The sequence below is a fragment of the Acrocarpospora catenulata genome, assembly GCF_018476525.1.
GTDB lineage: Bacteria > Actinomycetota > Actinomycetes > Streptosporangiales > Streptosporangiaceae > Acrocarpospora > Acrocarpospora catenulata.
The window spans coordinates 255,340-269,290 of the sequence record NZ_JAHCST010000003.1; the positions used below are offsets into that span (position 1 = coordinate 255,340).

Here is a 13,951-nt window from a genome sequence, read left to right on the forward strand (position 1 = left end):
TCCAGGGCTTTTGACTCGAATATGGTTGAGGATGGAATGGATTTCTGGATGGGGAGAAAAGTCTGGAAATGGCTATTTCCGCTCGGTAGGTCATCCGATCGGGTCTCGTGCGATGTCTGGACGGGCTTCTAGCATGGGCGCATGGGTGTTCGGGAGCTTCGGGTTGTGGTGACTGCCGAGGATTATGAGGCGGCGCTGCGGTTTTATCGGGATGTGCTGGGGATGGGGGAGCTGGCGGATTTCTCGTCCGAGGAGGGGCGGGTGCGGTTGCTCGACGGAGGGCGGGCGACGCTGGAGATCATTGATGCGCGGCAGGCGGAATTCATCGATCGGGTTGAGGTGGGGCGGCGGGTGGCGCCGCATATCCGGCTGGCCTTCGAGGTGGCTGACACCGTGCGGGTGACCGGGGAACTCGTCGCGGCAGGGGCCGAGGTGGTGGCGGAGCCGACGCGTACGCCGTGGGGGTCGTTGAATGCGCGGTTGCAGGGCGCGGCGGGGGTCCAGCTGACGTTGTTCGAGGAACTGGGGTCAGCGTAGGCGGCTGCGTAGGGCTCTGATCCCGGCCGCCAGGACGGGCGGCACAGTGATGATCAGGACGACCGCGTCGGTCAGGTTGGTGGCGGCGGTTTCGATGGCCATCCAGATGAGCAGCGGGGTGAGCGCGGTCCAGGCGCGAAGGTCGGAGGCGAGGATCCAGCGCAGGAGAGAACGGGCGCGGCCGCCGGCCGGGGGATGGACGCGGTAGAGGGTCGCGGCCATTTTCGGCATGTGGAGCAGGAGCCGGAGGGTGAAGCGTGACCGGCTGCGGCGGTCGGGGAGGGTGCGCAGGTCGGCGTGCCATTCGGCCAGCCAGCGTTGGCGGGTGGCCGGAGGGAGAAGGAATGCGCCGATACGCAGGACCCGGTTCGGCGAATGCGCGGCCTCGTCCAGGTCGGCCGTGAGGGTGGTGCGTGCGAGGGTTTCGAGCTCTTCCCGGATGGACGGAAGGCCGAGGCGGTCGGCGAGCGGGGCGAACACGGCCAGGGTCTCGTGGGATTTGCTGCGACGCTTCTCGGGCGGCAGGTGCTGGATCGTGCGCTGGTTGTGAAGGCGGTCCAGGAGCTTGAGGATCAGGACGTTCTCCGGGGCGCTGGTCGGCCAGTCCGATTCCAGGTGCCGCAGGTGGCGGAGGATGGTGGTGATCTCCTCGCCGAACTCCTCGGTGAGGGTGGATTCGGGGCAGTCGGTGTCTTCCAGCAGGTCGTGCAGCAGGGCCGCGCAGCGGAGTTCGAGGCCCAGGCTGAGTTCGGCGGTGGCGGTGGCGACGGCCACCGGGTGGGTGATGTACGGCTCGCCGCTGTGGCGTCGCTGGCCGCGGTGCCAGTAGGCGGCCACGGCGTAGGCGCGTTCCAGGAGGTCGCGCTGGGCGGGTGGCAGGGTGCCCAGGATCGGTTCGATCATGCCGGGTCCAGGTGGGGGGTGAGCCAGGCGGGGAGTCGCTGGCGGCGGGAGTGGTACGTGGCGGCGATCGCGGCGGGGGCCTGGGTGGCGCCCTCGCCGGTGAGGGTGTAGTAGCGGCGTGGCGGGCGGCCGTGGTCGGTGCCGGCGGGCTCCCAGGTGCTCGTCACCCAGCCGAGTCCTTCCAGCCGGGCCAGGATGGGGTAGATCGTGCCGGTGGCCAGGGGTGGTTCGGTGGTGTCGCTGATCTCCAGGCCGTACCACTGGCGGGTGGGGTCGGTCAGGAAGACCCGGAGCACCGCTTGGGTTTGTACGGTGATGCGTTGGTTGGGCGACATAGCTCGGACTCTATATAGCCCGTGAGCAGGAGGATGTCGCTGCGGAGTGAGAGCTGGGTTACCAGGTCTTCGCCCAGTCTGGGGCGGGGCCGGGGGCAGGCTCCAGAGGGTTGAGATCTTCGGACCAGGTTGGGGTCCAGGTTTCCTTGCGGCGTTCGTGGATGGCTATCGTGCCGTCGCGGTTGGCGAGGAGGAGGCGGCCGTGGTGGTCCCAGTCGGCCCAGGCCGCTTCGGGGAGTGGGGTCAGGGTGCCGTCGCGGTCCTGGCGGAAGTATTCGAGCTGTACGCCTTCGATGCTGGGGCGTTGGAAGTCGACGCCCTGGTGGACCAGGATCAGGGACGCACCCCGGGCGCCGGGCTGGCGGCGTTGGATGATGACCGCGTCGGGTTCCGTGGTGATTCCGGTGGGCGGGTCCGATAGGGGGCGCCAGCCGCGTTTTAGTTCGTTCTGGAGGTCGCGGCGGATCCAGTTGGTGTGCATGGGCTCGACTGTGGTCGCGTGGGGGTAGCTGCCGTGGAAAGGCTGGTTGTTCATCGATCCGATGATCGTCAACTCACCGTTGGATTGGAACCGGCAGCCGGTCGTGTACGTGCCATAGGTCTGCCAGGCGGTGAGCGCGGTCAACCAGGGCGCCTGGGAAACCGCGAAATACGAGTGCCACGGCGCGTCCCCCGGCCCCAGCGCGAAATACCCAAATAACTTCCCATCGGGGGAAATATCGGACCGGCGAGGATACAAGGTCCCACCAAACCACGCCCCCGACTCAACCGTCCGCCCCTCCAAATCCCACCGAAGCAGATGCCACCAGTTACTCGGCCCCCGCCGAACAATCAACGCAACAGGCGCTTGAGCAGCCACTAACACATATAACCGACAAGCGGGACCAGACACCCCATACCCCTTCCAGTCGCACACCCACCCACAACCTAGCGCCCTCAAACCCTCAATTCCCACAAACCAAAAGGGCCGTACAAGGAATGGAAAGCCGTGGGCCTCCCCAGAGGCCCACGGCTGGTTTAGGTGGCTATGCCCGTCAGGGGTAGGAGACCACCTTGGCGGGGATGGTGGCGGTGCCCTGGGCGGGGCCGCCGGTGTCGTTGATTACGTGGTTGATGATGCCGTTGCCGCCGAGGGAGACGGCCAGGAGGCTGTGGAACTTCACGCCGGCCTTGATGGGGACCTCGAAGACGCGGTCGACCTGGATGGTGGGGTCGACGTTGAAGTAGCAGTAGCTGCCCAGGCCCCAGCCTTCGTGGACGTTCACGTTGGGGCCGACCTTGTAGGCGGCCCAGCCCTTGACGGTGCCGTTCATGTAGGCGGCCTGGTTCGGCGGGTCGTAGGCCTTCTCGTTCTGGAAGAAGATGGTCCGGCCCCGCTCGCCGTACCACTCGACGTCGTACTTGCGGTAGTGCTCGACGAACAGGCCGGTGGCCAGCACGTCGTCGCCGTTCACGATGAGGCCGGTCTCGGCGGTGTTGACGTTCCAGCCGATGCCCTCGCCGTGGTCGCCGCGCCACAGCCAGGTGTGGTCGATGATCACGTCGTCGCTGTTGACCACGACGCTGGTGGTGGCGTTGCCGGCGAAGGCGCCGCCGATGCGGACGAACACGTCCTGGAGGGAGGTCGGGTTGGCCGCGTGGTCGGCGCTGGCGTTGGCGGGGCCGACCTCGATCAGGACATCGGACTTCTGCGGACCGGCGTCGATCAGGAAGCCGGCCAGCTTGACCCCGTCCACGTCCGCCACCTTGATGGCCGTGGCGGCGTTGTCGGGGATGATGGTGGCCAGGCCGAGGCCGAGCACGACGGTGTTGGCCCGGGTGACGTTGATGGGCGCGTTGACGTGGTAGATGCCCGGGGTGAGCAGCAGGTTGAGGCCCTGGGCGAGTGCCGCGTTGATGGTGGCCGCGGTGTCGGTGGGCTTGGCCACGTAGAAGTCGGTCAGCGGGAGCGAGGTGCCGGGGGTGGGGCCGTTCGCCCAGCTGTGGCCGCGCGCGTTGGTCCGCAGCGAGGGCACGAAGACCCGGTAGTTGCCGCCGGAGTCGACGTACAGGTACGGCTTCTCGCGGGCGATCGGGGTGTTCTGCAGGGTGGTGTAGACGGGCTCGGGGAAGGAGTTGGCGGGCGCGCCGACGACGCCGGAGAAGACCATGTTCCAGACGCCGTTGACCCAGCCGCCGATGGTGCTTTCCCGGGTGTACCACTGCTGCTGCGAGTACGGGCCCACGCTGCCGTCGATCTTGCTGTCCGCGATGTAGCCGCCGCTGGCCCAGCCGTACCCGGTGGGCGCCAGGTTGAGGTTGCCGCGGATGTGCATGCGCCGGAACGGCGCGGCCTGGGAGACCGCCCAGCGGTTCTCGCCGCCGGTCGGGGTGATGGACAGGTTCTCGGTGGAGCGCCAGAAGTTCTGGGTGGCGTTGCCGCCGAACCAGCCCGCGTCCACGGTCACGCCGCCGTTGATGGTGACGTCGTCGGGGTTCTGGCCGAGGCCGTAGATGGAGGTGTAGAAGCCGACCTTGGCGTTGACGTTGTAGGTGCCGGGCTTGAACAGGAACGCGTGCCGTCCGGTGCCGAACTGGGCCGACTCCTGCTGGGTGAAGACCGTGTCCAGGGCGGACTGGATGCTGGCGCTGGACATGCTCGGGTCGAAGACGTGCACGTTCGGGCCGAGGTCGCCGCCGCCGGGGACGGTCGGGCCGCCGGTGGTGCGGACGGTCATCTCCCAGAGCGAGTAGCCGTAGCCGGTGCCGCGGGCGGTGCCGTACATCCGGACGTACCGGCCGGTGCCGGACACGTCATGGGACTGTACGCCGCCGGTGGACCCGGTCACCGACTTCAGGGTGGTCCAGGTGGTGCCGTTGTCGGAGACCTGGAGCTGGAAGGCGCTGGCGTAGGCGGCCTCCCAGTTCAGGCCGATGTTGCAGACGGTCTGCGAGGAGCCGAGGTCCACCTGGAGCCACTGGGGGTCGCTGGCCGCGCTCGACCACCGGGTTCCGGTGTTGCCGTCGAAGGCCGCGGAGGCGGGGAAGCCGGCGCCCTGGAGGGAGGAGGCGGTGGCCGTCTTGTTCAGCGCGGCGTTGGTGGTCGGGCAGGGGCCGGGGTCGGTGGGGCCGGTGTCGGCGTAGACCTGGAACTCCCAGAGCGAGTAGCCGTAGCCGGTCGCCCGGGTGACGCCGAGCATGCGGACGTACCGGCAGGTGCCGGTCACGTCCCAGGTCTCGATCCCGCCGGTACGCCCGGTGACGCTCTTCAGGTCGGTCCAGGTGGTCCCGTTGGCGGAACATTGGATCTTGTACGCGGTGGCGTACGCGGCCTCCCAGTTCAGGATCACGCGGGTGAGCGACTGCGACGAACCCAGGTCCACCTGGAGCCACTCGTTGCCGGTGTGGGCGCTGGACCACCGGGTGCCGGTGTTGCCGTCGACCGCGTTCGCGGCCGGGAAACCGGCGTTCTCGACGGAGGAGGCGGTGGCCGTCTTGCCCTGCGACACCAGCGTGTCGGCGAAGGCGGGGCTGGCCGGTAAGGCGATCAGGGCCGCTACCACCACCGCGGATGCGGTGAATAACGCGGCAGTTCTGGACAGACCTCTCATGCTGGTCTCCACAAACGGAAGGGGGGTGGAAGGTCCAAGTCCGACTTACGACAGGCCGTAAATCAAAACTTATTTCGATCCTTGATTTAACTTATCCGGAACATCCCCGTCAAGGGCCCCCCTTTCGTTCACGTTCCGTGAGCAGCCCCGGTAACCCCGCCAGCTGGGCCGACCCCACAAGGCCAGATATTTCGATCTATGGGCGTTACGCTGGGTGCGCCCGATCCCTGTGCTTCCCCCCGAGGACCGGCAATGCCCGAGAACAACCTGTTACCCGCGCTGATGTCCGCCGCCGCGCGCTTCAACGAGGCGGGCCGGGAGCTCTACCTCGACTTCCTGCCGGACCTGCGACGCTGGGAGACCATCACCGACCTGGTCGGCGCGGTACGGCTGGGCATGTGGTTCCGCCTCCCCGACGGCCGGGAGATGGTCTTCGAGGTGACCCTGCGCCCCGGCGAGGACCACCGCTGGACGGCCGGCGCCGCGATCACCCTGGACGACGACCTGCTCCGCCTCCCCGACGTCGAGACCACGGACCCGGCGGCCGTGTTGGACCGTTACGTCGACCAGCTACTCCAGCCCGCCCGCTGGCACCTGTCCCAGGCGATAACCGGTTAGAGCGCGTTCAGCCCCTGGATGACCTCGCGCAGGACGCGCTCCTCCGGCAGTTGCGCCACCGTGGCCGGCGGCCGGGCCGCGATCAGCTTCTGCTCCCGCAGGTCGCCCAGGAGAATGCGCACCACGTTCAGTGAGAGCCCCACGTCGGAGGCGATGTCGGCGACCGAGGCCGGCACCTGGCAGGCCCGCAGGATGCGCAGCTGCTCGGGCGGCAGCCCCACCACGTTGCTGGCGGGCAGCGCCCGCACGATGGTGACCAGGTCGAAGTCCGGCCCGCTCACCCGGGTCCGTCCCCGGGTGAGCGTGTACGGCCGGAGCAGGGGACGCTCCTCGCTCACGACTGGTCCCCCGGCGTACGCAGCTGCGGGGCCATGCTGGCCTGCTTCACCCGCCGGGGCAGTCCGGCGCCGCCCGACCCGGGCACGGGCGCGAGCGCGGGCTGCGGTGAGACGATCTGCTCCACCGTGTACGGCTCCGCGACGCCCTCCACCACGATTTCCTTGGGCAGCAGCACGATCGCGGTGGTCCCGCCGTACGGGGAGGGCCGCAGCGACACCCGGATCTGGTGGCGCTGCGCGAGCCGCCCGACCACGAAGAGGCCGAGCCGGTCGCTGTCGGCCAGGTCGAACTCCGGCGGGTCGGTCAGCCGGTGGTTGAGGTGGGCCAGCTCCTCGGCGGATATGCCCAGGCCCCGGTCCTCGACCTCCAGCACGAACCCCCGGGCCACCAGCTCGCCCCGGACCAGCACCTGGGTGTTGGGCGGGGAGAAGATGGTGGCGTTCTCCACGAGTTCCGCCACCAGGTGGATGACGTCGGTCACGGCCGGACCGGCCAGCGCTATCTCCTGCGGCACGTTGACGCTCACCCGCAGGTAGTCCTCGACCTCCTCCACGGCGGCCCGGACCACGTCGTAGAGGGAGACCGGGTCGCGCCAGCCGCGCCCGGGGGTGGCGCCGGACAGGGTGATCAGACCTTCCGCGTGCCGCCGCATGCGGGTGGTCAGGTGGTCCACGGCGAACAGCTGGTCCAGCACGGCCGGGTCCCGCACCTGCCGCTCCAGCCCGTCCAGCAGGTCCAACTGGCGGTGGAGCAGCGACTGGTTGCGTCGGGCCAGGTTGAGGAAGACCAGGCCGACGCCCTTGCGCAGCCGGGCCTGGCCGACCGCGGCCTGTACGGCGGTGCGCCGTACCGAGTCGAACGCCTCGCCGACGCCGTCGATCTCGGCGCTGTCCCTGGCCACGGCCAGCGGCGGGGTCTCGGCCGTGACGTCCACGTCCTCCCCGCCGCGCAGCCGCCGCACGATGTCGGGCAGCCGCCGGTCGGCCAGTTCGAGCGCGCTGTGCCGGAGCCCGGCCAGGTCGGCGGTGAGCTTGCGGGCGAACCGGAAGGAGAAGAAGACGCTCACCGCGACGGCGATCAGGCCGAGGCCGCCGATCAGCCCGACCCGCCAGAAGACGACCTGGGCCAGTGGTTCCGCCCGCGCGTTGATCTTCGCGGTGGTCTCCCCGGCGAGCTTGTCCAGGGTGATGGAGATGGCGGCGACGGTGGTCTGCCACTTGGCCGTCTCGAAGGCCGGGGTGCGGACCGTGGGCTCGGCGGCGCTCTGCTCCAGGGCCAGGTAGTCGGCGTAGATCGGGGCGGCGTTGAGTCCCGCGTACGGGAGGCGCAGCTCGCTGTCCAGCTGGTTGACGCCCAGCTGGTAGAGGAGCCTGCGCTTGCCCACCAAGTCGGCGAAGGCCACCCGCTCCCGCTCGGTCATGCGCCCGGCGCCGATGGTCCCGGCGAGCAGCGCCGACTGCTGGCTGATGATCTCGCGGCCGCGGTCCACCAGGATGATCGCCTTGGTCTGGGAAACCAGGTCCAGGTCCGGGGAGATCATCAGGCGATCGTAGACCTGGAACCCCAACTCGGCGAGCGAGCTGTACTCCTCCAGCGCGTCCAGCCGGGAGATCTCCCGGTTCTCCACCTGGCTGCGCAGCGTGTCCAGCCGGGCCAGCTGGTCGAGCAGCTCGCGCACCCGCTCGGCCATGGCGGGCGGCGTGGCGCTCTCCGCCTCGGCCACGCCCGCCTCCAGCGCCTTGGCCGCCGCGTCGGTGGTCTGCTGCTGGGTGTCCAGGTCCGCCCGGAAGGGCGAGGTGTTGCCCAGGTAGGAGAGCGAGTGCATGCGCTCGTTCTGCAGCTCGGTCAGCACCGTCCGGGCGCGGGACACGACGTGCTCCTGGACCGTGCCGATGCGCACGTACTCCAGTCCGGTCTGCACGCTGATGGCGGCGGCGAACCCCCAGATGACGGTCAACGCGATGACCGGGACCAGGAGGATGGCGAAGATCTTGACGCGGACGGAACGTTTGCGGCCAGCCATGGGACCTCGGAGGTGCTGTGTCACATGCGTTAACAGTGGCGAAACACTAGCAATGGGGGTGCTAGGCCACCAGATGACTTTGCTAACGATACGAGTCCTATCGCATATAGGAGTGCGATCATTGTCAGGTTGTAAGACAATCAGACCATGCGCCTCGCCATCATCGCCGCCGCCGTCCTGTGGGGGACCGCCGGTACCGCAGCGACCTTCACCACCGCCGGATCCGTCCCCCTGGCCGCCGCGCGGCTGGTGATCGGCGGCGCCATCCTCGCCCTGCTGGCCCGCCCGTTCCGGTTCCGGGCCGACCTGCTCTTCGGCGCCCTCTGCGTGGCCGCCTACCAGCTCTGCTTCTTTCTCGCGATCGGCCGCACGGGGGTCGCGATCGGCACCGTGGTCACCATCGGCAGCGGCCCCGTGTTCACCGGGCTGCTCTCCTGGGCGATCGACCGCACCCTCCCCTCCGCGCGCTGGGCCTACGGCACCGCGGCGGCCGTGGCCGGCTGCGCCGTGCTGGTGCTGGGCGGCGGCGGGGAGGGCGGCGCCGACCCGGTGGGCATCGGGCTGGCCCTGATCAGCGGCCTGATCTACGCCACCTACGCGGTGATCGCCGCCCGGGCCATCGGCCGGGGCATCGCGTCGGACACCGTGATGGGCGTGATGTTCGGCGGCGCGGCCCTGATCATGCTGCCGGTGCTGCTGTTCACCGGCCCCGGCTGGCTGGCCGAACCCGCCGGCCTGCTCACCGCCCTCTACCTGGGCGCCGCCACCACCGCCCTGGCCTACGTCCTGTACGGCCGGGGCCTGCGCACCACCCCCGTCGCCACCGCCGCCACCCTGGCCCTGGCCGAACCCGCGGTGGCCGCGCTGCTCGGCGTGGCCGTCCTGGGCGAGCGGCTGGCCGGCGCGTCCTGGGCCGGGCTGGCCCTGCTGGCGGTCAGCCTGCTCGTGGTCGCCCTCCCGGACCGCCGCGTCCCCGTAGGCTCGGCGGCGTGAAACTGCGCCCCGTTTCCACCGTCGAGGCCCTCACCACGGCCCTGCGCACCCGAGTGATCTCCGGTGACATCGTCCCCGGCACCCCCCTGCCGGAACAGGAGCTCTGCGAGTCCTACGGGGTGGCCAGGCCCACCGTGCGGGAGGCGCTGGCCCTGCTGGTGCACGAAGGGCTGCTCCGCCGGGAGCGCAACCGCAGCGCGTACGTGCCGGAGATCACCGAAGCCGACCTGGCCGACCTGATGCTCGTCCGGCGCCCGCTGGAGGAACTGATGGCCGAGGCGCTGGCCGGGCGGCGGGCGCCCGAGGCGGAAGCCGCGCTGGAAAGGCTGGCCGCGCTGCCCCCGGACGAGCACTGGGCGGGCGTGGTGGCCGAGCACATGGCCCTGCACGCCGCGCTGCTCGCGGCGGTCGGCAGCCCCCGGCTGGACCGCATGTACGCCTCGCTGGCCGCCGAGTCCCAGCTGGCCCTGATCCGGCTGAAGCACGTTTACCAGGACCGGGAGGAACTGGTCACTGAGCACCGCGAACTGCTGGACGTGATCGCGGCGGGCCCGGTGGAGGCGGCCCGCAGGGCTGTCCGGGAACACCTGGAATGGCGGAGTTAGGCGGCAATTGGGCAGCGGTTGGGCCCGAGTTGTTGCGGTCTCTTGCCGGGACCGCCCGGAAGTCGTCAGAATCGCGGCCATGCACGGCAACTCAGTGCCCAACTCAGTGCCAGAGCCGGGCACGGACGCGCACGTGCCTGATTCCTATGTGTACGTCACAGAAGAAGGCGTGACGCGACACTACGCCGACGGCAGCGTGGAAGCGCTGGCCTGGGAGGACGTGGTCGAGGTCCGGGTCGGCGGCGCCGCCGACGCGGACGTGCTGATCGTCCTGCTGGACCGGGAGGGCGAGGGCTGCGTGGTGCCCAGGTCCGCCACCGACGCGACCTTCCTGGCCCGGCTGCGCTATCTGCCCGACTTCGACCTGGACCGGCTGAGCACCGCCGCCGAGACGGCCAACGACGGCTACGTCGTGGTCTGGCGCAGCCCGGAGCCGCCCTCCCCGCTGCCGGACCTCGAATACGACTAGCCTCCGTGCCGGCCCTCGCCGGATCGGAACCTTTCCACGCCGTCCAGGCCCGCCTGGAGGGTGGCCAGGCCGTACCGGTACTCGTCGGCGAGGTCGGCGGACTCCAGGAGCGAGAGGCGGTCGTTGCGCAGACAGGACTGGGGGAAGGCGGCGAGCGAGGCGGCCAGTTCCTGCGCGTTTTCCCTGGCGGTTCCGGACGGCACCACGCGGTTCACCAGACCGATGTCCAACGCTTCCTGTGCCGGGACGGCACGCCCGGTGAGGATGAGGTCCATGGCGCGGCTCTGTCCGATCAGGCGCGGGAGTCTCACCGTGCCGCCGTCGATGAGTGGTACCCCCCAGCGACGGCAGAAGACACCGAAGACGGCGTCCTCGGCGGCGACCCTGAGGTCGCACCAGAGGGCGAGTTCCAGGCCGCCCGCCACCGCGTACCCCTCGACGGCCGCGATCACGGGCTTGGACAGGCGCAGCCTGGTCGGGCCCATCGGGCCGTCGCCCTCGGGATCGAGCCGGTTGCCGCGCTCGGTGCCGATGGCGTGCAGGTCGGCGCCGGAGCAGAAGGAGCCGCCCGCTCCCCAGAGCACCGCGACCGAGGCGCTCTGGTCGGCGTCGAAGGCGCGGAAGGCGTCGGCCAGCGCGGCGGCGGTCGGGCCGTCCACCGCGTTCCGCACTCCGGGCCTGTTCAGGACCACGGTGGTGACGGGTCCGTTGCGTTCACTGACGACGGTCATGTACCAAAACCTAGTTCTGGTCGGGAGATCCGGACAGCTTTGGACCGTTCCGTCAAGCCGTAGCGGTGCCGGTTTGCGGCCGATTGTGGACAGTTTCCCCAGTTCCCCAGCAGGGTCGGGGATCTTTAACATTTACTTGGGTACCCACCGCTCCTGGTGCAACAGAGAAATAGGTCAACCAACCGGACGGGGTGCGCGTCTTGTTTCTGCGAACACAAGGCAGCAGGTGGAGTGTCATGAGGGTGGGGCTTCAGGCGTCCGCTATGGGCGCGCACCAATCGGCGGTTCGTACCTCGCCGAGCATCTGGACGCGGACGTATGCCCGCGTACTACTCGCGGGGGACTTGGCGTGCGCGATGATCGCGTGCGAGACGGTGATCGGCGTACGCCTCTGGCTGGGTGCGTGGATCCCGAAGTATGAGGCGTTTCTTGGGTTATCACTGGCCCTGGCCTGGCCGGTCGCCATGGCGATCGCGGGGGCCTACCGGAAGCGGGTGCACGGCGAGGGCACCGAGGAGTTCCGGTCGGTCTTCACCGGCGGGATGGGCCTGACCGCCTCGGTGGCGATCGGCGCGTACGCCACCCAGACCACCATCGCCCGCAGTTTCGTCATGGCGATGTTCCCGCTCGCACTGATGCTGACGCTCTACTTCCGCTACCGCATGCGCAAGCACCTGCACCGCCGCCGCAGCGACGGCCACTACGTGCGGCACGTGGTCGCGGTCGGGCACCGCGAGGCCGTGCTCGACCTGGTCATGCAGTTCCGCCGGCAGCCGCACCACGGCATGCGCATCGTGGCCGCCTGCCTGCCCACCGAGAGCACCATCGACGTGGACGGGGTGCCCGTGCTCGGGGACTTCACCAACGTCGACGAGGTCGTGCTGAAGACCGACGCCGACTCGGTGGCCATCCTGGCCTGCCCCGAGCTGGACGGCTCGGCGCTGCGGCGGATGGCCTGGAGCCTGGAGACGTCCAAGACCGACCTGTTCGTGGCCCCCGCGCTGATGGACGTGGCCGGGCCCCGGATCAGCATCCGCCCGGTGGCCGGCATGCCCCTGCTCCACGTCGAGCACCCGGAGTTCGAGGGCACCAAGCAGATCATGAAGAACCTGTTCGACAAGGTTCTGGCCAGTGCCGTGCTGCTGGTGGCCGCGATCCCGATGCTGGTGATCGCCGTACTGATCCGGACCACCAGCGAGGGACCCGCGCTGTTCCGCCAGTCCCGGGTGGGCCGCGGCGGCCAGGAGTTCCAGGTGCTGAAGTTCCGCACCATGGTGCGGAACGCCGAGCAGCTCAAGACCCGGCTGCACGACGACAACGAGTTCGACGGCGTGCTCTTCAAGATGCGGAACGATCCACGGGTGACCAGGGTCGGCGGCGTGCTCCGGCGCTTCTCGCTGGACGAGCTGCCGCAGCTGCTGAACGTGCTCCGGGGCGACATGTCGCTGGTGGGCCCCCGCCCGCCGCTGCCGGAGGAGGTGGCCCAGTACGGTGAGGACGTGCGCCGCCGCCTGGTGGTCAAGCCCGGCATGACGGGCCTGTGGCAGGTGAGCGGCCGCTCCGACCTCAGCTGGGAGGAGTCGGTCCGCCTGGACCTGCGGTACGTGGAGAACTGGTCCCTCATCCTGGACCTGCAGATTCTGTGGAAGACCTGGTCAGCGGTGCGCAGCGGAGAAGGGGCCTACTAGCGTGAAGGCGCTCGTGCTCGCCGGAGGATCGGGGACCCGGCTCCGGCCGATCACCCACACCTCGGCCAAGCAACTGGTCCCCGTGGCCAACAAGCCGGTGCTCTTCTACGGCCTGGAGGCGATCGCCGCCGCCGGGATCACCGAGATCGGCATCGTGGTCGGCAGCACCCACGCCGAGATCGAGGCGGCCGTCGGGGACGGCTCCCGGTTCGGCGCCCAGGTCACCTACCTGCGCCAGGAGGCGCCGCTCGGGCTGGCGCACGCGGTGCTCATCGCCCGGGACTTCCTGGGCGAGGACGACTTCGTGATGTATCTCGGCGACAACTTCATCGTGGGCGGCATCAACGGCCTGGTCGAGCGGTTCGTCACGGAGCGCCCGGCCGCCCAGATCATGCTCACCCAGGTGCCCGACCCCCGCCAGTTCGGGGTGGCCGAGCTGGACGCCACCGGCCGGGTGGTCGGCCTGGAGGAGAAGCCGCGCCGGCCCAAGAGCGACCTGGCGCTGGTCGGCGTCTACCTGTTCACCCCGGACGTGCATGAGGCGGTGGCCGAGCTGAAGCCGTCCTGGCGCGGCGAGCTGGAGATCACCGACGCCATCCAATGGCTGATCGACCGCGGGCGGCGGGTGGAGTCCTCGGTCATCTCCGGCTACTGGAAGGACACCGGGAACGTCGCCGACATGCTGGAGGTCAACCGGCTGGTGCTGGAGTCGGTGGAGCCCCGCGTCGAGGGCAAGGTGGACGACGCCAGCGAACTCATCGGCCGGGTGGTGGTGGAGCGGGGCGCGGTGGTCGAGCGCTCGCGCATCGTCGGCCCGGTCATCATCGGTCCCGACGTCCAGATCAGGGACAGCTATGTGGGGCCGTTCACCTCGATCGCGGCCGAGTGCGCGCTGGCGGGCAGCGAGATCGAGTACTCGATCGTGCTGCCCAGGGCCTCCATCTCCGGGGTGCGCCGGATCGAGTCCTCGCTGATCGGCCACGACGTGGTGGTCACCCCGGCGCCCAGCACGCCCCGGGCGCACCGGCTGGTGCTCGGCGACCACAGCCAGGTCCAGATCAGCTCCTGAGCACACGGGAAGGCCCCCGGACGGAACTCCGTCCGGGGGCCTTCCCTTATG

14 protein-coding genes are annotated in these 13,951 nt (G+C 69.6%); 7 read left to right on the forward strand and 7 right to left on the reverse strand.

Translation table 11 applies throughout. The features are described 5' to 3' along the window. Positions 1-141: 141 nt before the first annotated feature. Positions 142-537 carry a VOC family protein gene (locus KIP79_RS04895; protein WP_214103429.1) on the forward strand — a complete coding sequence of 132 codons (396 nt, stop codon included), beginning with the start codon at positions 142-144 and terminating at the stop codon, positions 535-537. On the opposite strand, the gene KIP79_RS04900 is transcribed toward KIP79_RS04895, so the two are convergent. From KIP79_RS04900 to KIP79_RS04915, 4 genes are all read right to left on the reverse strand, one after another. Beyond that, positions 529-1,440 carry an HD domain-containing protein gene (locus tag KIP79_RS04900; RefSeq protein WP_214103430.1) on the reverse strand — a complete coding sequence of 304 codons (912 nt, stop codon included), beginning with the start codon at positions 1,438-1,440 and terminating at the stop codon, positions 529-531. The two genes, KIP79_RS04895 and KIP79_RS04900, sit on opposite strands and share 9 nt — an antisense overlap. Continuing rightward, entirely contained in the window at positions 1,437-1,775 is a 339-nt protein-coding gene (locus KIP79_RS04905; protein WP_250212652.1) for a PadR family transcriptional regulator, read from the reverse strand. The genes KIP79_RS04900 and KIP79_RS04905 overlap by 4 nt, the downstream gene beginning before the upstream one ends. A gap of 58 nt (positions 1,776-1,833) precedes the next feature. Beyond that, the gene (locus KIP79_RS04910; protein WP_214103431.1) at positions 1,834-2,400 is read right to left on the reverse strand and encodes a hypothetical protein; all 567 of its coding nucleotides are present in this window, start codon (positions 2,398-2,400) and stop codon (positions 1,834-1,836) included. Positions 2,401-2,809: 409 nt separating this feature from the next. Further along, on the reverse strand, positions 2,810-5,320 hold the full coding sequence (locus KIP79_RS04915; protein WP_308169568.1) for a pectate lyase-like domain-containing protein: 2,511 nt from the start codon (positions 5,318-5,320) through the stop codon (positions 2,810-2,812). A 297-nt stretch (positions 5,321-5,617) separates the two neighbouring features. Between KIP79_RS04915 and KIP79_RS04920 the strand changes: the two genes are divergently transcribed. Beyond that, positions 5,618-5,983 (forward strand): hypothetical protein, encoded by a 366-nt coding sequence (locus KIP79_RS04920; RefSeq protein ID WP_214103433.1) that lies wholly within the window; start codon positions 5,618-5,620, stop codon positions 5,981-5,983. On the opposite strand, the gene KIP79_RS04925 is transcribed toward KIP79_RS04920, so the two are convergent. Continuing rightward, positions 5,980-6,321, reverse strand: coding sequence for a DUF742 domain-containing protein (locus KIP79_RS04925; protein ID WP_214103434.1), 342 nt, complete (start codon positions 6,319-6,321; stop codon positions 5,980-5,982). The genes KIP79_RS04920 and KIP79_RS04925 overlap by 4 nt on opposite strands. Further along, positions 6,318-8,345: a sensor histidine kinase gene (locus KIP79_RS04930; protein ID WP_214103435.1), complete on the reverse strand. Its 2,028-nt coding sequence runs from the start codon at positions 8,343-8,345 to the stop codon at positions 6,318-6,320. The genes KIP79_RS04925 and KIP79_RS04930 overlap by 4 nt, the downstream gene beginning before the upstream one ends. Positions 8,346-8,492: 147 nt before the next feature. Here KIP79_RS04930 and KIP79_RS04935 point away from each other — a divergent pair, with 147 nt between their 5' ends. From KIP79_RS04935 to KIP79_RS04945, 3 genes are all read left to right on the forward strand, one after another. After that, positions 8,493-9,338 carry an EamA family transporter gene (locus KIP79_RS04935; RefSeq protein ID WP_214103436.1) on the forward strand — a complete coding sequence of 282 codons (846 nt, stop codon included), beginning with the start codon at positions 8,493-8,495 and terminating at the stop codon, positions 9,336-9,338. Beyond that, on the forward strand, positions 9,335-9,943 hold the full coding sequence (locus KIP79_RS04940; protein WP_214103437.1) for a GntR family transcriptional regulator: 609 nt from the start codon (positions 9,335-9,337) through the stop codon (positions 9,941-9,943). The genes KIP79_RS04935 and KIP79_RS04940 overlap by 4 nt, the downstream gene beginning before the upstream one ends. A 169-nt stretch (positions 9,944-10,112) precedes the next feature. Next, positions 10,113-10,412: a hypothetical protein gene (locus KIP79_RS04945; RefSeq protein WP_308169569.1), complete on the forward strand. Its 300-nt coding sequence runs from the start codon at positions 10,113-10,115 to the stop codon at positions 10,410-10,412. On the opposite strand, the gene KIP79_RS04950 is transcribed toward KIP79_RS04945, so the two are convergent. Next, a complete protein-coding gene (locus tag KIP79_RS04950; protein ID WP_214103439.1) occupies positions 10,409-11,143 on the reverse strand; it encodes a crotonase/enoyl-CoA hydratase family protein in 735 nt (244 codons plus the stop codon). The genes KIP79_RS04945 and KIP79_RS04950 overlap by 4 nt on opposite strands. A gap of 236 nt (positions 11,144-11,379) precedes the next feature. On the opposite strand from KIP79_RS04950, the gene KIP79_RS04955 reads away from it, so the two are divergent. Together KIP79_RS04955 and KIP79_RS04960 are read left to right on the forward strand one after the other, a co-directional pair. Continuing rightward, positions 11,380-12,831 (forward strand): sugar transferase, encoded by a 1,452-nt coding sequence (locus KIP79_RS04955; protein WP_214103440.1) that lies wholly within the window; start codon positions 11,380-11,382, stop codon positions 12,829-12,831. Position 12,832: 1 nt separating this feature from the next. Continuing rightward, positions 12,833-13,900 carry a glucose-1-phosphate thymidylyltransferase gene (locus tag KIP79_RS04960; protein ID WP_214103441.1) on the forward strand — a complete coding sequence of 356 codons (1,068 nt, stop codon included), beginning with the start codon at positions 12,833-12,835 and terminating at the stop codon, positions 13,898-13,900. Positions 13,901-13,951: the final 51 nt, after the last annotated feature.